This is a genomic window from Mongoliitalea sp. (assembly GCF_054166905.1).
Map to the genome: position 1 here is coordinate 1 of NZ_JBSZCK010000021.1, position 19,619 is coordinate 19,619.

Annotated in this window: 10 protein-coding genes; 4 read left to right on the forward strand and 6 right to left on the reverse strand. The window is 35.8% G+C overall.

The window, feature by feature from the left end; all coding sequences use genetic code 11:
* Nucleotides 1-2,416, forward strand: a 2,416-nt coding sequence (locus ACXIUD_RS07090; protein ID WP_458051925.1) for a T9SS type A sorting domain-containing protein, incomplete at its 5' end; no start/stop codon positions are given.
* A 594-nt stretch (nucleotides 2,417-3,010) separates the two neighbouring features.
* Here the strand turns inward: ACXIUD_RS07090 and ACXIUD_RS07095 are convergent.
* Nucleotides 3,011-3,910, reverse strand: a complete 900-nt coding sequence (locus ACXIUD_RS07095; protein ID WP_458051926.1) for a hypothetical protein — start codon at nucleotides 3,908-3,910, stop codon at nucleotides 3,011-3,013.
* Nucleotides 3,910-5,346 carry an MBOAT family O-acyltransferase gene (locus ACXIUD_RS07100; RefSeq protein ID WP_458051927.1) on the reverse strand — a complete coding sequence of 479 codons (1,437 nt, stop codon included), beginning with the start codon at nucleotides 5,344-5,346 and terminating at the stop codon, nucleotides 3,910-3,912. The genes ACXIUD_RS07095 and ACXIUD_RS07100 overlap by 1 nt, the downstream gene beginning before the upstream one ends.
* A 225-nt stretch (nucleotides 5,347-5,571) precedes the next feature.
* Between ACXIUD_RS07100 and ACXIUD_RS07105 the strand changes: the two genes are divergently transcribed.
* On the forward strand, nucleotides 5,572-7,395 hold the full coding sequence (locus ACXIUD_RS07105) for an HAD hydrolase-like protein (RefSeq protein WP_458051928.1): 1,824 nt from the start codon (nucleotides 5,572-5,574) through the stop codon (nucleotides 7,393-7,395).
* Nucleotides 7,396-7,511: 116 nt separating this feature from the next.
* Here the strand turns inward: ACXIUD_RS07105 and ACXIUD_RS07110 are convergent, their stop codons facing one another.
* The gene (locus ACXIUD_RS07110) at nucleotides 7,512-12,380 is read right to left on the reverse strand and encodes a LamG-like jellyroll fold domain-containing protein (RefSeq protein ID WP_458051929.1); all 4,869 of its coding nucleotides are present in this window, start codon (nucleotides 12,378-12,380) and stop codon (nucleotides 7,512-7,514) included.
* 126 nt (nucleotides 12,381-12,506) lie between these two features.
* Between ACXIUD_RS07110 and ACXIUD_RS07115 the strand changes: the two genes are divergently transcribed.
* Both ACXIUD_RS07115 and ACXIUD_RS07120 read left to right on the forward strand, forming a co-directional pair.
* The gene (locus tag ACXIUD_RS07115; RefSeq protein ID WP_458051930.1) at nucleotides 12,507-14,219 is read left to right on the forward strand and encodes an asparagine synthase-related protein; all 1,713 of its coding nucleotides are present in this window, start codon (nucleotides 12,507-12,509) and stop codon (nucleotides 14,217-14,219) included.
* Entirely contained in the window at nucleotides 14,209-15,330 is a 1,122-nt protein-coding gene (locus ACXIUD_RS07120; protein WP_458051931.1) for a glycosyltransferase, read from the forward strand. The genes ACXIUD_RS07115 and ACXIUD_RS07120 overlap by 11 nt, the downstream gene beginning before the upstream one ends.
* 68 nt (nucleotides 15,331-15,398) lie before the next feature.
* On the opposite strand, the gene ACXIUD_RS07125 is transcribed toward ACXIUD_RS07120, so the two are convergent.
* From ACXIUD_RS07125 to ACXIUD_RS07135, 3 genes are all read right to left on the reverse strand, one after another.
* Nucleotides 15,399-17,207 carry an ABC transporter ATP-binding protein gene (locus ACXIUD_RS07125; RefSeq protein ID WP_458051932.1) on the reverse strand — a complete coding sequence of 603 codons (1,809 nt, stop codon included), beginning with the start codon at nucleotides 17,205-17,207 and terminating at the stop codon, nucleotides 15,399-15,401.
* 59 nt (nucleotides 17,208-17,266) lie between these two features.
* Nucleotides 17,267-18,253: a hypothetical protein gene (locus ACXIUD_RS07130; RefSeq protein WP_458051933.1), complete on the reverse strand. Its 987-nt coding sequence runs from the start codon at nucleotides 18,251-18,253 to the stop codon at nucleotides 17,267-17,269.
* A 112-nt stretch (nucleotides 18,254-18,365) separates the two neighbouring features.
* Complete coding sequence (locus tag ACXIUD_RS07135; protein WP_458051934.1) at nucleotides 18,366-19,607, reverse strand: hypothetical protein; 1,242 nt, start codon at nucleotides 19,605-19,607, stop codon at nucleotides 18,366-18,368.
* Nucleotides 19,608-19,619 lie beyond the last annotated feature (12 nt).

Here is a 19,619-nt window from a genome sequence, read left to right on the forward strand (position 1 = left end):
AGGGGGCGATGATTCTGGGGAAGATGAGGGTGGTCAGGATGAAGGCTCTGAAGAAAGTACTGACGAGGAGGGAAATTCTGAAGGGGAAAGTGAAGAGGAGAAAGGTAAAGGGGAGGATGATTCTCAAGAAGGTGAGGATGGTCAGGATGATGGTTCTGAGGAAGAAAATACTACTGAAGAGGGAACTTCTGAAGGGGAAAATGACGAGGAGAAAGGTGAAAGTGGGGATTCTTCTGATATAGAAAACGAGGAAGGTACTTTTGAAGGGGAAAGTAGCGAGGAGAAAGGTCAAGGGGGCGATGATTCTGAGGAAGATGAGGGTGGTCAGGATGAGGGTTCTGAGGAAGAAGCTTCTACTGAAGAAGGTACTAACGAGGAAGAATCTGACGAAGATGAAAATACTTCTGAAGGTGAAAGTGAAGAGGGGAAAGGTCAAGGGGGCGATGATTCTGGGGAAGACGAGGGTGGTCAGGATGAAGGTTCTGAAGAAAGTACTGACGAGGAAGGACTTACTGGAGGTGAAAGTGAAGAGGGGAAAGGTGAAAGTGAGGGTTCTTCTGATGTAGATAACGAGGAAGATCCTTTTGAAGGTGAAAGTGGCGAGGAAAAAGGTGAAAGTGGGGATTCTTCTGATATAGAAAACGAGGAAGGTACTTCTGAAGGGGAAAGTGGAGAGGAGAAAGGTCTAGGGGGCGATGATTCTGGGGAAGATGAGGGTGGTCAGGATGAAGGTGCTGAAGAAAGTACTGACGAGGAAGGAACTACTGGAGGTGAAAGTGGAGAGGAGAAAGGTAAAGGGGAAGATAATTCTGAGGAAGATGAGGGTGGTCAGGATGAAGGTTCCGAAGAAAATACTACTGAAGAAGGTACTTCTGAAGGGGAAAGTGGAGAGGAGAACGATGAGAGTGGGGATGATTCTCAAGAAGGTAAGGATGGTCAGGATGAAGGTTCTGAGGAAGAAAATACTTTAAACAATCCTACTGCTGCACCTGCACGGGCGAACTTGATCAGTCCAGCGCATCAAGCCAGCAACTTAGCAATTCCTGTACAGATTTCCTGGGAGGCAACAGCTTTGGCCAGCCGTTATCATGTACAAATTGCAACGGATGAAAACTTTAATGAATTGGTATTCGAGCAATTTAATGTGAGTACTCATCAACTAGCGATAAGTTCGCTTAGTAATGGAACTACTTATTTCTGGAGAGTTCGCGCAGCGAATGTCATTGGGGTGGGTCCTTACTCTGAGCGTAGAAGTTTCCGTACCTTGAGTACCATTCCTTTACCTGAGCAAACCATTCTAGGTAGTCCAGCAGACAATGCCCGAGGACTGTCTACAGCTGTTCGAATAACTTGGGAACAAGCAGCTCATGCGACCAACTATCACCTACAGGTAGCTCGCGATCGGGATTTCCAACAAATCTTGGTAGATGAAGCAGGAATTGCAGGTTTAGCATGGGATCTCAAAGACTTACAAACAGGAGTTACCTACTTCTGGAGAGTTCGTGCAAATAATGCAAGCGGCTTTGGGGAATATTCAGCCATTCACAATTTCACTACCCTCCCAGCCTTGCCGGAAGCACCTATTCTATTGAAACCAGCTGTGGCAGAAGTGCTCCACCATGAAAACATTCGCTTTACTTGGGAGGCTGTCTATGGAGCTGAAAGCTATCAATTACAGGTATCTTTCAATCCTACCTTTACCCAGTCCGTTATTCTGACGCCCAACAACCTCTCCTCAACTGATTTCACTATCGGGTCATTGGAGGCAGATGAGGTCTACTACTGGAGGGTTCGTGCATTCAACGAGGCAGGCACAGGAGCTTATTCTGAAGGAAGCAGCTTCATCACTTCAGCCATCCCTGCGCTTGAAACTCCTACATTGGTAGCTCCAAGAAACAATAGTCAATTGGATGTCCGGAATGTCTTATTGAAATGGAATGCAGTGGCTGGAGCCGCCAACTATTGTATTCAGCTTTCTACAGATCCTGCTTTTGAGAGAGATGTAGAAACAGTTTGTGCTATTCAAGGTACCGAATATCAAGCTCAAAACCTCAAGCAAAACCAGGTGTATTACTGGAGAGTGCAGGCCATGGGAACTTCCACAAGTGCTTATTCCGAATCATGGAGGTTTGAAATCACCAATAAAATCAACGAAAATCAAGCAGCTACTGTGAAGGTGACATCTTATCCAAATCCATTCACCGATCAAATCAACTTGACATTTACCCCTGGATTTGATGAGGCTGTTTACATCACTGTGTACAACAGCAAAGGGATTGTACTCTTTGAGCAAACCTATGCCAGTAGCTTGGAAGTGATACGTATCTCCCTTTCATCCAGCCTTCCCAAAGGCATGTACCGGGTTCGTATCCAAAGCAGAAGTTTCACAGATAATATCGGAATGATCAAAAGATAGCTTTCAAAAGCTCCTAATCACCCTTAGACCTGTTGGCTGATCGCTGGCAGGTCTTTTTTGGGTTCTCGCAGAAAACGCAAAAAAAGCGGAAAAATTAAGGGGAATTGCATCCCCACAAATCGCAAGCTTGCGAGTAAAAAAATCATTTTCTGTGAAATCTGCGAAATCTGTGGATCTCTTAAATTTGAAAGTAAAAACATACAGGTTAAAAAAGTGTCTCGCAGAAAGCGCAAAAAACGCGGGAAAATATTTGGAAGAAAAGCCATACTAATTGTTATCAGACAGGTATTTATGAGTGGGGATTTAGTGAAATTGCGAGCTAGCGAGTTAAAATTTTTTAGGTCATAGATAACATAATCTAGGGAGTACACCTTGTAGAATTACCCCTTGACCAGCTAACCATTTGTGTAATTCGCGCAATTCGTGGTTCATTTTTTCAAAATCAACAATCCTCCCATCGGCTCTTAAATCAGGGATTTAGTGGAATTGCGAGCTAGCGAGTTGAAATTTATTAGTAATGGAGACGATAGTCGAGACCTTAAGAAAATTACATTAATCCAACTAATCTTTTGTGTAATTCGCGCAATTCGTGGTTCATTTTTTTTCAAAATCCCCATCGAACTCTACAAGCCGTTGGTTAAACCATTCGGAGAATAATGTTGCCCCAGCTGCATTGAGGTGAAATTCATCCGAGAAATACTTGGAATCAACAGGAAATCCAGAAAAGTCCAGATAGGGAATGTCTTTCATCAAAACAGGTAAAGCTTCCAATAGTTGTTGGGAGTCATACAAATCTCGTACACTTGCATGCAGGGGAGTTTGGGTAAAATAGATGGCAATTCCCTCCTTTTGAAGCAGATAAACGATTTTCTCTAAGTACGCTATATGCACATTGTTTGACTCGTAGTTAAGCTCCTCCAGTTCAGGGACGGACTCCCCTAGCGCTAGATCTGTTTCCGGCCATGCCACGTAGCCCCCATAATCTGCCCGAACACTGACAGGATCGGCGAGTACCACTCGTTTATAAAGTCGAGTCAGACTTTGGAATAAATGAACATTGAGCAGATTATCCCAGCTTTTGGACCATAACAAACCATACTCCTGCCCATTGAAGTGTAGAAAGAACTTCCAATACATGCTTTGCAGGTTAGACTTTCCCCAAACCCAACTATCCCGCTCTGAGGTAAACTCCCATGGACTTACTTGAATAAACACCCTTTCGATGGCATGCGGCTGATCCAGTAATCCTCTTAGCTTGATGTACGTATAGAAATAAGGTTCGGCCTCTTTGGCAAAATTATAGGAGTTTTCAATCAGCTCATCGTTGAATGCAGCCTCAGGTTGGGAATTCCCGATGATCAGGAGTTTTGTACCTTCGGGAATTTCAAATGGTTTTTTTGATTTTAGAAAATAGGCACCACCGTATAACAGACTATTGATCACCAATAAAAAGGCTGTAACAAACCAAGCGATATTTGATAGGAACCTACGCATCAGAATTGGAAATATATAAATTCACTTTCTTGTCCTGCGAAAAAGAAACAAGCCCAGACCAATACTCCGTAAAAAGACCAACGTACTACTTTTGGTTGCTTTCGAAAGAAGTTCTCTATAGCGAATTGATTACTTCTCCCCAACCATTCCATTCCAAAAAACACTGCAATCAAGAGTAATTCCTGACTTGGCAAAATACTTGGAAGCATCCAAAAACTTTCCGAAAAGATCCCTGCATATATTTCCCAAGCATGGGTCATATTTTCAGCTCTAAAAAGTATCCATGCCAATAAAGTCAGGAAGAAGGTACTTGCTATCATCCCGATTTCCCGAATGGAAGGAAATAACTTTCCTTCAGCCACTACATCCATATTCGCTCTATTTTTTCCAAAAAGCATCAATGGAACGAAGTAAAAAGCATTTAACAAGCCCCAAAAAATAAAGGTCCAATTGGCCCCATGCCAGAAACCGCTAACGATAAAAATGATAAATGTATTCCTGATTTTCATGGAATTCCCCCCTTGGCTACCGCCCAGTGGAATGTATACATAATCCCTAAACCAGGTAGATAGGGAAATATGCCAACGCCTCCAAAACTCTGCGATATCCCGTGAAAAATACGGAAAAGCAAAGTTTTGCATTAAATTGATTCCAAAAAAGCGGGATATTCCGATAGCAATATCCGAATAACCTGAAAAGTCCCCATATATCTGACAGGCAAACAAAAATGCTCCCAAGAGCAAGGTACTTCCTTCGAGGGTGTCAGAACCAGAAAAAATCTGATCAACCAATGGGGCACAGTTATCTGCAATCACTACTTTTTTAAAAAATCCCCATAAGGCCTGTTGTGCCCCCTTAACGGCTAAGCCATAGTTGAAAGTGCGAAATCTGTAAAATTGGGGCAATAGATTCACCGCTCGCTCGATAGGACCTGCGACCAATTGTGGGAAAAAACTTACAAAAGCAGCAAAAGCAATGAAATCCTTGCTAGGTTCAAGTTTACCTCTATAAACATCGATGGTATAACTCAGGGTTTGGAAGGTGTAGAAACTAATTCCCACCGGAAGTATAATCTGTAAGGTACTCGCATGTGCCTGAAATCCCATCCATTGGAGCAGCTCCATAAAATTATCGAGGAAGAAGTTGAAGTACTTGAAAAAGCCTAGGAAACCTAGGTTTACTCCGATACTGATTCCCAATAGCGTTTTACGGTTAGACTTGCTTTCCGTTTGTGCTATTCCTTTGGCAATCAAAAAGTCTATTCCCGTACTAAAGATGATCAAAAACAAAAATCGCCAATCCCACACTGCATAAAAGGTATAGCTAGCCGCGACAATCAGGAGATTTTGTAGGGATAGTTTTCGATTGCAAACAAACCAATACAAACTAAAAACAGTGATCAGAAATCCAAAGAATAAAAGTGAGGTAAATTGCATGTTGCTCTTGAATCAGGGGTTCATTCAAATTTGCTGACTTATTTGTATATACATAGATTGTTACTTTTTTGTTTAAAAACCTCCCGACAAAAACTACTCCATGAAACAGAACCAAAAATCCAAAAAAGTAGTTATGGCTTGAAAATGGTATTTCTGGAAATCTTTTTTTTAATTTGGTTAATTATTTTGAAGTAAGTACAGATTCACTTATAGACTTTTAATGCCATGGAAAAGATCAAGCTGGTCATTTGGGATTTAGATGAAACTTTTTGGAAAGGAACGCTTTCAGAAGAGGGTATTAGGCCGATTGCTGAGCATATTCATTTGGTACAAGAGTTAACCAAACGAGGCATTATCAATTCCATTGTATCCAAGAATGACTTTGAGACGGCCAAAAATAAATTGGTTGAGCTTGGAATTTGGGAATACTTTGTTTTTCCGGCAATTGAGTGGAAGCCCAAGGGCTTATTGGTGCAGCAAATCATTGAAAACTGTCAATTGCGGGATGTGAATGTATTGTTTCTGGATGATTTGGCCCATAACCTGAATGAAGCCAAGTTTTACAATCCTAATTTAGTGGTTCAAGCGCCCGATTTCATTCCGGAAATCTTGACCCATCCTTCTTTTGAGGGGAAGGATGATTCCTCCCATTCCCGATTGAAACAATACAAACTTTTGGAGGAAAAGGCCTCCGCCAAGACCAAGTTCAGTGATAATCTGGCTTTTTTAGAGGATTCCCAAATCAAACTTCAACGCATCTATGAACTGGAACCTCATGCGGAGCGGATTACCGAATTGATCAATCGGTCCAACCAATTAAACTTTACCAAAATCCGTCTTCAGGAGCATGAATTAAAGACTATTCTAACCGATACAAGCCATGAAAATGTGGCTATACAGGTAAGGGATAAGTACGGAGATTATGGGATTGTAGGGTTTTATTCTTATAACCGTGCCAATCATGGCTTAGCACATTTTGTATTTTCTTGTAGGATATTGAATTTGGGTATTCCACAGTACATCTATGCTTCTTTGGGTTTTCCTTCTTTGAGTATCATTCCCGAAGTTGCCGAAGCATTGGATAAAAGTCAGCCTCACTGGATTGAAGAGGTGCAATTCACTGCAAGCACTCCTCCCCTAGCCCCCAAGCATTCCAAGGATCCAAGAATATTATTTATAGGTGGTTGTGAATACTCCCAATTGTTTTTCTATTTAGAAAATAGTGGCTTCAACGTCCGAACCCATGTAAATTTCAACAATGATCAGGGATTTATAGTCAGGCCCTCCCATTCTGCGTACCTGATCGGAGAAAAAAACTATTCCCAAGAACTCCAACAACAGATAGTCGCCAATCCCCTACTCCCCTATGTAACGAAAGAAAACTTTGATTCAGGATTGTATGCCAGTGACTTTGATTGTGTAGTGTACAATCCTCGGATGGATTATGAATTGGATATGTATCAACATATCACAGCGCAGTACATCGTCCCTTATGGTGGGTTTGGTCGGGATTGGTGCAATCCTGCTGACTACGATTCCCTTATACAAACCTATCAGGGAAGGAAAGTAGGGTTTTTCAATCGTGGGTTTTTAGCAGACTTTGCTGCATCCTTTACCAATTTGGGAAGAATTACACCTGAGCAATTTATTCAAAACCTCGAAGCCATCCAGCAATCCATTCCAGCATCCAAGCCTTTGATTCTAATGAATTGTCCGGAGGTAGAATTGAGCTTCAACCCTAATGGAACTACAGTTGCTGCACGATTTAAAGAAATGAATGAGGCGATGGATCAGTTTGTCAGCAAACATTCCAACGTTTATTTGTTGGATATCCGGCAGCTCATTGATGAAGAGTCTAAGATTACCACTGATTTGGGACATTTTCAGCGGAGGTATTACAAAGAAATCTCTACTGAACTACTAGTTCTAATCAATCAAGTCCTACAACTCAACAAAGCCAATCGCTTGAGTTTAAAATCACGTATTGGGGGCATTGCTTTGGATGGAATTGAGTTGGCAAAAAAAATCAAACGGAAACTACTCCGCTAATGTACTCTCAGCTACACGTAATCTCTTATTTTAATTCGTTTCTCACTTTTAGTAACTTCGTGCCTTAGTGACTATTATTCTAATCTATCACTAAGACACGAACGTACTATGGGATTTTATTTTTTAATAAATCGGAAAATCTCCCGATTCATTTTATCCTGTACTGTAAGCATGTAATATCCCGGCTTTAACTGTAAGGATTGGAGCTGTATGTTAATCAAACTATCAGTCAGATTGAGTGTTTGTTCACTTAGGACAGCTCCTCTTACATCGTAAATTATCACCTGAACTTGTCCATCGGACTTCCATAAACGGGCTACTGAGACTTCTCGATCTACTGGATTTGGAAAAAGCACGGGTTTTTGGGGTAATTCTGGGTTGATTGATTCCAATACATCATCAATAATCCCCAATTGTAAACCTTCTAAATAATCGGTAAATAAATCATCAGTCAATCTATTATTTGAGGAAAGATTGGTAATTTGTTGAATTTCAGAAGAAGTTAATGCTTTATCATATAGACGCAAATCATCCATTTTTCCATTAAATCGTTGAATGGTTCCTAAAGCCCCGATCACCAAATCTCCAGAATTCGTACCTATACTAAATGGCTGATAGGTTTCAGAAATATCTTCTATACCATTAATAAAGATTTTACTGCTTTGTCCATCAAAGGTAGCCACTAAGTGGAACCATTTACCTACCGCTTGGGAGTAATTGAAATTGGAACGTAATCGATAAGTGGAATTATTGTTACCCCTATTGAGGCGGAACTCTATAAATCCATTGATGTCCAACCACAATTCAAAGCCATTCCCATCTGCTTTGCTAATAATGGTACTTCTACCCAATTGGGATGGGTTCACCCAGGCACTGATGCTGATGGCATTTGGTAAAGCGAGTTTAGAGTTGTGATTGACTGTTCCGAATCTATTGGATGTACCAGGCAAGCTTAGCGCCTGCCCTAATACGCCAACTCCCCATGAAATCCCATCTGTACTTCCTATGATCGCATGAAATTGATTTCCAGAGTCATCAAGCATTTGATTTCCAGAACCTTCATCCATTTTCCAGTGCCCCACCAAACCTGTATTATTGGAAGGGCTGGACGTTTGATTGTCTGGCATTAAGCCAACCAACATTAAAATTTCATTTCTATTGAGAGAGCGGTTGTACAATCGCACTTCATCCAGATCACCTCTCCATCGCTGAATTGTCCCTAATGCTCCAATGGTCAATTCTCCAGAAGTTGTTCCAATTTGGAAGGGGGCATAGGTTGCTGTTGCATCTTCATTCCCATTAATATAAATCGTACTGGTAGTTCCATCAAAGGTAGCTGCCACATGTATCCATTTATTGACATCAGTTGAATAATTATACTTACTTAACAAACGGTAAGTACTTCCGTTGCTTCCTCTATTCAAGCGAAACTCAATCAAGCCACTGGAATCTAACCATAATTCAAATCCATTTCCAGGATTTTTATGCAAGATAGTTCCCCGACCCACTTCGGCAGGTCTTACCCATGCAGCTAAGGTAATGGCATTTGGAATATTCAATACAGCTTGATGAGGTACTACCCCAAACCTACCCGTATTTCCGTTTAAATTGATGGCTTTCCCTTCTTTGCCAGCCACCCAAGTTACATTGGAGGTATTTTGAATGGTCGCATGCAAGTTGTTGCCAGACTGATCCAACATTCGATTGCCTGAGCCTTCTTCCATGGGCCAGTATCCTACCAATCCCATGTTTAATAAATTATCTTGCGATCCAATGCTAAAATTCCAAGCATCGGACCATGCTGAGAATATAGAACCATTTCTTACTCTTACCCTCCAGAAATATACTTTTCCGGAAGTTAATGTTGATAAGGAAAAAGAAGTAGCATTGATAGTTTGATTTTGAAAAGCAATCGAAGAGAAATCTGATCTCTCGGATACCTGTAAATGATAGGCCGTTGCTTCCGAGACTCTTTCCCATGCGAAACTAATCGAGGGATTTTGGAAGGTGGCTGCTTTTTGCGGGGCAATCAAAGTAGTGGGATACAAATTAATTTCGGTGCTTACTGTACGGAAGGACCATATTTCACTTCGTTGCCCTGTACCAGCAGGATTGGAAGTTCGGATTCTCCAGAAATAGGTTTTATTGGCCTGCAAGCCTTCAATTGCGATAGAGGTTCCACGAATCGAATTACGAACCAATACAGTACTGCTGAAATTTATTTGTTCGGAAACTTCTAAGCGATAAAACTCCGTATTTGGTTGATTTTCCCAGGAAAACAATACTGTAGTTGCACCAACCACCGACTCATTAAACGGACTGATTAGATTCGTGGCGGGAGGAGTTCCTGAAAATGTTGCCGCTCTCACTTTCCTTACTTCAGAGAATTCTCCTGCACCAGCTTCGTTAAGAGCTTGAACCCTCCAATAGTAATCGCGGTTTGTAGTTAAATTACTTACGGTTCTGGAAGTTCCTGTAAGGCCACCTACATTGGACACAAAACTGGAGAAATTAGGATTAGTCGATAATTGAAAACGATAAGACTGGGCAATAGGGTCTGCTTCCCATGTAAACTGAATACTAGTAGAAAAGATATTCGAATCATGGACAGGGTTTGCTAAGATTACTTGTTCAGGTTTTTCAGAAAATGCTTTTGTTTTAAATTGATATACACTTGAAAAGTTACCATTCCCCGAACGATTCACTCCTCGAATTCTCCAATAATAAACCGTGTTTGAAGCCAAAGTTGGAATGACATGCATTCCACCTTCAAAATTACTGCTGCTAATTATTGAATTTTGAAAATTAGGGTCTTGGGAGACTTGGATTTGATAACGTTCAGCTGTTGGATTTTCAACCCACTGTAATTGAACATTGACAGGATTAACAGCTACCCCGTTAAAAGGTGAAATTGCGACAACAGGTGTGGGGCTAGTATTAAAATTAACTGTTCTAAAGGTCCCTGTTACTGAATTTGAACCATATCCTGTATCATTACTAGCTCGTACTCTCCAGAAATAGGTTCGATTTTCTAGTAATCTAACAGTAGCTTGGAATTGGTTGGTAGGTAAGTTGCTTTGATTAATTACGAGACTGGAAAAGTCGGATGTAGTAGAAACTTGAATCCTATACGACTTTGCATTGGGTACCTGGGCCCAAGTAAACAAGGGAGCTAATCCTACTCCTTGAGCATCTTGACCTGGTCCCAGTAATACTGTCCTTCCTGGAACTGTATTTGTACTGGAAGTTCGGAAGGTACCTGTTACAGAATAGGGTCCATTTCCTGAGGAGTTGCGAGCACGAACTCTCCAGAAATAGGTGCTATTGGGGTCTAGGGCAGGATAAACAATGCTATGATTGGTAATATTGTTTACTGTAGTTACCCCAGAGCTAAAGTCGCTTACTTTAGAAAGTTGAAGGGTGTAAGACTGAGCATTGCTTAAAGGGGTCCATGCAAAACTAACATCTACAGGAACTACATTTATTCCATTTTGTGAAGGGAGGGTTAGAACAACTCTTGATGGGACTTTATTAATTGGATTTTTAACAATACTATTGATGTATATCTCAATATTGGTGTAGTAAGGACTTAAATTGAACCCTTTATCATCAGGTTCATTTGGATTTAAACCATTTGCAATTTCCCAAGCATCAGGCATCCCATCTCTATCCGAATCTAAAGGTGCTTGTGTGGTTTTCAAAGAGGGCCACCCCCCTACATCTCGTTGCGTATGTATAATTCCTGGAGTACCATTCCTAGAATTTTTAAACGTTGCAATTCCATTTCTCACCTCATTAATTATTCTTTCATCTACTAAGTCTCTTTTATGACTTGCTCCAACAGAAGTTAGAATTTCATTATAGGCTACTTGCGCAGATAAATTTTCGCTGTAAAGATTTTCAGGAATAGAAAAAGGTATAAGGTTCCCATTACTATCTTTGTTTTTCAAAGATTCCAAAAACTGAGAGGTTAAATCACTACTCTCTAGCCTAACACCAAGCCATTGATTTCGGGATAAATCGATAGTTGGCATAAAATTACCAGATAAAAAAAACTTCCCATATGTTTTAGGATCATCATTGAATCTAGTTGGAAATAAAAAGCGCTGGGAAATTATTGTTTCAGCACTTGGTAAAAGAGTTGCTGGACCAGGTTTGAAATAAGAATTTATTATGTTTATATTATTAAATGCTCCTCCATCTATAGCTCTAAAACCCCAGTTGTAAACTAGAATATTTCTGATATCATGAAGCCCATTTTCTACAAGATGGGAAATAGCTGGATTTCTAATTCTAGCATGCGCATATACGTTTTTATAATAAGACAATCTATCACCCGAGTTCAAAGAGCCTAAAGGATTATAAGCAGCTAAAGGCTCAGAAATTATAGAATTTTGAATTGTAATATCATAAGACCTTTCGATGCCTAACACTTCATCAGTACTCCATGAAAACGAACAATGGTCAATAATCACATTTTTGCTATTTAATATAGTAAAAGCATCTTCATTGATAGAAGGGTTGGTGGAATCATTTACAAATAAATCCCCCAACCGCGATCTTATGTATCTAAAAATAACGTTTTGACTATCTCTAACTATTATTGGGTAATTTCTTATCGTTATACCATCTCCAGGAGCCGTTTGACCCGCAACAGTTAAATTACCATGTCTAACATTAATCTGGCTTTTGAGATCAATAGTACCTGATACTTCAAAAACAACTACTCTAGGTTCTCTTGCCTCCAAAGCTTCTCTTAAACTCCCTTGCCCACTATCATTCAGATTAGTAACAATATAAACAACTCCTCCTCTCCCGCCGGTGGCATATTTACCAAAGCCCTCGGCACCCGGAAAAGCAAGGTTGGGTTGAGTATCGAAATCAGAAGGCGGGAAATTTTGAGAAAATGCTAGGGATATGGAAATAAAATAAGAAATTAACAAGATTCCTGCAATCTTGTTGACATTTAACTTAGGGCTGATCATAAATGCGGTGGTTTTTACAAGTTAATACTCAAAGAGTACTTTCAATGATTCGGAGTTAACAAAAAACTTGCCAAAAATAAATTAGAATTTCATAAATTCGAATTTTAGAAAAAGTTAACCAAGAACATGTCAAAAGCGCTTTTTATCCATCACAGAAACCTTCTTAATCAACGGGAGGAAAAAGTTAAATTAAAAGAAACCTTAGAGTTTATTTCACCTGATAATATCTCACCAGAAGAGCCAATTATTGAGACGAGAAATCATGTTTCTTTTGGCATTTTAAACCCGAAACCAAATATTAGAATTATTGATACTAGTTTTTTCTTAGGCTTAGTTTCAACGAAGTATCCTAATTGGAATATTGTAGGTTCTGGTTTTCCAGATGGATCATTTGCAATTTTCAGGAGTAATGAACAAGAAACAGAAATAATTTCTGATGCTTCTGGTTCAAGGACTTTATGGTATTATTTTGATGAAGATTTATTAATTGCCTCGACTTCTCAATTCGCAATAATAAAATATTTGGGTAATTTTCAAATTAATGAGAATGTGATTCCATGGATGCTTACCACAGGCACCCTAGGTCCTGATTATTCTTGGGATAAAAGAATCAACAAACTACCTCAAGATTCCTGTTTAAAGCTGAGTGTTGAATTTTGGAAAATTGATTTAGAAAAAAATGAAATATGCTTTAATGAAGAAGTTAATACTATTAATTTTTTTGAAAATGAACTAGATAACACGATTAAAGAGAGTATTTTATCTTTAGACATTGATTTGTCAAAATGGGTAGTCCCTTTATCTGGAGGTTTTGACAGTAGAGGAATTTTATTTTACCTAAATAAATTGAAAAAAGAAAAAATAAATACTATTACATGGGGATTACCTAGTTCGTTTGCAGAAGAAAAATCTGATGCAACAATTGCAAAAAGACTAGCTGAAAAGCTACATACTAATCATGTGTTTTTCCCATCAGAAATTTCTGAAGAACCAATAGACGTTGTAATCAAGAGATTTATTTTGAATGGAGAAGGCAGAATAGATCATATTTCAGGATATTTAGATGGATTTAAATTATGGAAAGAATTGCATGATTTAAATTTTACTGGAACCATAAGAGGAGACCAAAACTTCGGCTGGGTTAATGTTCCATCAGAAAAAGAAATAGTAAACTTATCTGGAATAGAATTAATTGAGGACTTTTCTAACTTGGACTATCAAGACTTCAAAATTCCTATTAGCAAACAACAGCTACCAGAATATTTGAATAAAAAACAAAATGAAACTTTATCTCAATGGAAGGATCGACTTATAATTGAATTCAGATTGCAATCATTAAAATCTGCCCTTTCAGATTTAAAGCTAGGATACTTAGAGCAAATCACGCCTCTTTTAAATAAAAGTATTTTGAGCTTAACTTTTAAACATCCTGATCCATACAGGGAAGAAAAAAAATTATGGAAAAATTTAATTTATAAATTTGATGTAGATATACCTCCATCAAAATATGATGCAATTGCCAACCTAGATGATATTTTAAAACAAAAATTATTCGTGAAATACATAAAAGGGGAATTATTAAAAAACAGAGACAATGAATTTTTCACTGATGATTTTTTGGTTAGAGTATTGAATAAAATGGTCACTGTTGAAAAGGTTGGGTTTAAAGATAAACCAACACTCAAGAAAATAATTAAATTATTTATACCAAAAATAACATTAAGTAAAATTAGGAATCATCGATCATTTTCAAAAAAACTAGATTACAATAAATTGGCATTTAGAATTTATATTATCTTATTTGTTAACAATCATTTAAAAACACTACATGAAAAATAACGATTCTATTTTTTTTATAGATAGGTATATTCATAAACTAATTTTAAAAAAAGAAGAAGCAACGGGTGGAGCATCAGTACAATCTCTAGCCTGGATTAATGGATTTGGTTCTCTAGGGTTTGATGTTTACTTAGCGAAGTTCGTTAACTCTGAGCTAGATGTTAAAGAGAACTATAGGTGGATTAAACAAGCCTATCTTTATAATCCAACTAAGTTAAAAAAGAGGTTAGTTTGGTTTACCTATAGATTTCCAAGAACCTATCAAGCAATAAAAAAATCCAAATGCCAATTTGTTTACACATCGATGCCCAACTGGACTAGCTTTTTCCATGGAATAATTTGTAAATTATTAGGAATAAAACATATTATTCGAACAGCAAATGATAAAAATATAGATTTCACTTTAGATAAAACCATAAAATGGAAAGATCGTGTTTTTATAAATTTAGCCTACTTAACATCTGATCTTATTTTAGCGCAAAACAATTTTCAGTATTCGGAATTAAAAAGAAAATTCCCCAAAAAAAGGATAGAAAAAATCGGTAATCCAATTGTTTTAAAGAATTCATTCTTAACTCCTAGGATAAAAATGGAAGGCTATATAGCATGGGTAGGTAACTTTAGGTACCAAAAAAACTTTAAACTTTTATTTGAAATTGCAAAATCAAACCCTCAGGAACAGTTTAAAATAGCAGGTAAATCACTCCTAAACTTGGATAGCGAAACAAGTTATTACCATGAACAATTGAAGCAGTTATCTAATGTGGAGTTCGTAGGAACAATTCCACAAGAGAATATCTTACACTTCTTTAAAGATGCAAAATTTTTATTAAACACCTCAAGATTTGAAGGTTTTAGTAATACGTTTTTAGAAGCTATGATGACCGGACTTCCAATAATTAGTCCAATACATATTAACCCTGATAAGATTATTACTGAATTTGATTTAGGATTTGTTTTTAATGACGCCTCTGAGCTTAAAAAAATCCTTAGTGATGTAACTTTTGATAAATACATAGGAATATCAGAAAATTGTATTAATTATTTAAAAGAATATCATGACCATATAAAACTGATTTACACTTTGAAGAGATTTTTAGAATCCAATTGATTAATGAAATACAAATTTTCAAAAATATCTAGGTGAAAAACTTCTGTTCCAACTGTAACTTAATCCACTTAGTTTTCCAACATACCTTGTAATTCAACCATCTTTTTAAATTTTGTAGATTTTTCTTGAAGCGTAATGAAGTCGCCATATTCAACAATTTTGCCATCTTCCATTAAATAGATCAAATCAGCTGACATTATTGTGGATAATCGGTGAGCGATAACAACCATGGTGAACTTTCCTCTCAATTTCTCGAAAGAATTTTGAATTTCCTTCTCTGTTGCTGTATCTAGTGCGGAGGTGGCTTCATCTAAAATCAACAAATCAACATTTTTATAGATCTCTCTGGCAATTGCAATTCTTTGTTTTTGACCACCAGAAACTAATATACCATTATTTCCTAGAGGAGTATTTTCTTTTAATTCCAAATTTGAATAAAACTTATTTAAAGAAGCTAACTCAATGCTTTTTAAAAAAAATTTAAAATTATTTTCGTTTTTTTCATCCCATAAAGTAATATTATTAAATAAAGTATCATTAAAAATAACTGGCTCTTGAGTAATGTATCCAATTTTTGTTTGAAAACTGTTTAAAGATAGTTCTTTAATTGGTAATTCATTTATGATAAACTCTCCTTTATTTAGGAAAAGTAATCCTGATAGTAAATTAGTTATGGTAGTCTTACCACTTCCGCTTTCACCTACAAACGCTATAGTCGTTTTTGGTTCAATCTTCAAATTTATAGATTCTAAAAATGGTTTTTCATTGTATGAAAAGAAACCATCTTTTATTTCTATTTTTGAAATTTGACTTATTTGATATCCTTTTGAGTATTCAATTTTATTTGATCGTAAATCAGAAATAAAAGAAATAAAACTTTCTAATGAACCCGAATAATTTAAAAAACTATTCCAATTATTCTGATATGCAACAATTTCATTCAATGCTCTATAAAAAAACAATAGACTTAAAATTATGGAACCCATACTCACACTAAAATAGCTAACTTGTATCATAATAACTAAAGCAACTACAATTATAGATAGGGGCTCTTTTGTCGCAGATAAAATTGAATTATAGTAACCAATTTTTCTACTTCCTTCTGCCAGTAGTTTAATTACATCCAAAACTTTGACTTTATAATCATTAATTTTCCCAGTAGATCGTAAATATTTGAAATTTTGAACCAACTGCATCATAAAACCATGAAATATATGATTCCCTTTTGTGATTTTTTTTGAAGTAGCTTTTGTTTTCTTATATAGATTTGTATAGATAATATTTGATAAGGCTCCACCAATAGAAACCAAGATAGCAAATTGGGGATTAGTTAAATATGCTAATATAACATAAACTATAACAACCATAACAGACTGAATAGCTAATGCAAAAAATCTAAAGGAATTGGTTATTTTATCAATTTCTCCACTCAAAGTATTTTGAACTTTACCAGAGTCCACATTAACAAAATAATTATAGCTAATATTACTAAAAGAATTAACAGCATCAATCCTTATCATTTTAGCGAGATTACTACTTAATACCACGTTATAGTAAGAACCAAAAAACTTAAAAACACCCTTGAGAGAAAAAAAGAAAATAATGATAAGAAGAACACTATACATGTTTAGTTCAATTCCTAGTGTTGACAGCAAATTCACAAAGACTTCAAGATTACCTAAAGACTCGTAATCCAATGATTGGTTATCATTCCCTACAAGTTGTAACAATGGCATGAACATAGCAAGACCAAGTCCATCTAAAAGAGCAACAACAAAACTTAAAATTAAAGAAACAAATATTTTGTTTTTTAAGTAACTATAATAAAAAGAAAAATTTTTAAATTTATTTTTAATAATTAATTTATTTAGTCTCATACTTTTTGAATTTTTCTAATAGTTTTTCGAGATAAAAAATGGAGTCAACTAATATTTTTTTAATTCGTTTTTTCAATTTCAATTAAAAACCTTTCCACAATACTATCCAAATTAAGATATTCATTTTTCAAACAATTCCATGCTTCATTTCGAATCAAATTTAACTTCTCCTTATTTATCAAAATTTCACTTACAGTATTAATTAAATTACTTCCATCCCAATAAATTGGAATATAGGTTTTATTTGGAAGATAAATATCTGGAAAAGTTTGAATGTGGGACATATCAGGTTTAATTAAGACAGCGCCATTTAAAATAGCCTCAAAATCTCTAAAACAAATTTCTCCATATCCAAAAGGACTTAAAACTAATTTAACTCTTTTTATTTCCTCAAAATACTTTTCTTTCGGTATTGTTCCAGTTAAAAACCTAGAATCATTTGAAATAGTGTCGATTAATAATTTTCGTTGAAAGTCAATGATCCCTCTTTTAGGATTTGCCTTGAATCTTGCGTGACAAATTTCCAAATCTGGAGAAGGGCATTCTTTTTCAAATGGAAACTTACCTAATGTCCAAGAAATTAACTTAGGACCTCCTATTTTAAATAATTTTTTAAAATGATGTATTTTATTAATTCGTGATTGCAAGTGAAATTTACCTAAACCCAAATTCCAAGCTAGACGCAACTTGTCAAGTTCATGCTCCTCTTTTAAGGGTGTATTTTCAGGATTCCGATTTAAATCATCAATTAAATATTTCCTATGGTAAAAATCAGTAAAAAGTTTGTTTCCGTAGAGAGGATTAAAATAAAGAGATCTATCTTTAAAAAGTTGTTTTTTAAAATACAAGTTAAAATATGGCATAAAATGAAAAAACTCACCTTCACATCCTGCATTATCTTCAAAAAAAATAACCTTAAAATATTTTTTTCTAATCATTTCAAGAAAACCTAATCTCTCACTAGTCGGAACTTCTTTTAAATATTTACCTAAAATAATTATTACTTTATTCTTATCTCGGATAAAATTATTGTTTGAATGATCCATATAGAAATCAAATTTCTTTCTGTACCTCGACATCCAAATAGGATATAAAGTGAAATGAACAGATATATTTTTAACAGGAGAAAAAAGAATACTTATATGGTCCATTAGATTATTAAGGATTATTGATAACTATTTCTTTATTTGTTTTTTGTTTTTTTGATAAAATACCGAAAATCATGAATAAAAAAATAGGGGACATTGGCATTTTGTTGGAACCTGAAAAAAGAAATGCAAAAAAATACATAATAGCAAAAGAAAACATCAAATAATCCCCCCTTGACCTTAAATTAAAATACGAATAAATAAAAACCTTGAACACTAGACCTAGGTATAGAAAAAGTCCAAAAAAACCGAATCCATGAACAAAAAAAGTTACATCAGAGTGTAGTGGTCTTCTACCAAAAACACCTTTCCCATAGTTTCCCCACGAATCAAAAGGACCATAGCCTAGCCAAGGGTCGTAATCAAAATAAACAAATAAATCTTTATACATTAAGCCAAATTCAAATACCCTTTTCTCTTCACCAAGTTCTCTGTCAGCTAAATTCCTTTTTTCTACTCTTTCAATGAACTGCTCAGTAAAACCAGAAAAATTAAGTATCATAATTGACAAAATTAAAAAAATCGTACCGTAAGTAAATAACATCTTAATTTGTTTCGAATTTGCTACTTCAATAAATACAGTTACAACCGCCAAAATAGCTAAAATCATAGCTAATCTTCTTAAAGTAAGCATAGTTAAAAAAAGAGCAATGACAATAATAATTAAGCTAATAACCTTTTTTTCTAATAATGCTTTCCGAAATGCAAATAAAAAAGCGAGTGGTAATACGTTATAAACAGATATTCCTATATGACCAAAAGAAATTCCAGAATTAAACCCGTACTGATTTTCTGGATAATATTTAAAAATAGTCGCTAAAATTGAGTTTAAAATAAAAATCGTTAATATCATCATTGATGATTTGCCTAATTCATTTAAAATATCTTCTTTTTTAAATTTTGAGCAAATCTCAGGAGCTAAAGGAATAATGGTTATAGCCCAAAAAAGTCCTATAATAGTAATTCGAAAAGCTTTTAAATCAACTTCAAAAATAATTTGAATAAATATGTAAACAGTTAAAACAATGAAAAAAAGATTTTTTTTTAAAAATGGTAAATTAAAAAGTACGTAATACAAAAGTAAGGCTAAAAACATAAAATGATAAATGGCAATAAACTTACTTTTATCAAGAATATTGTAAGAAAAAAAAATAAAGGGAACATAAGCAATTGATAAAACACCCTTTCTAACAATAAAGAATAACATCAATATTGGTAAGGAAATATCAATAAGTAAAAACCATAAACTCATAAATTAACTATT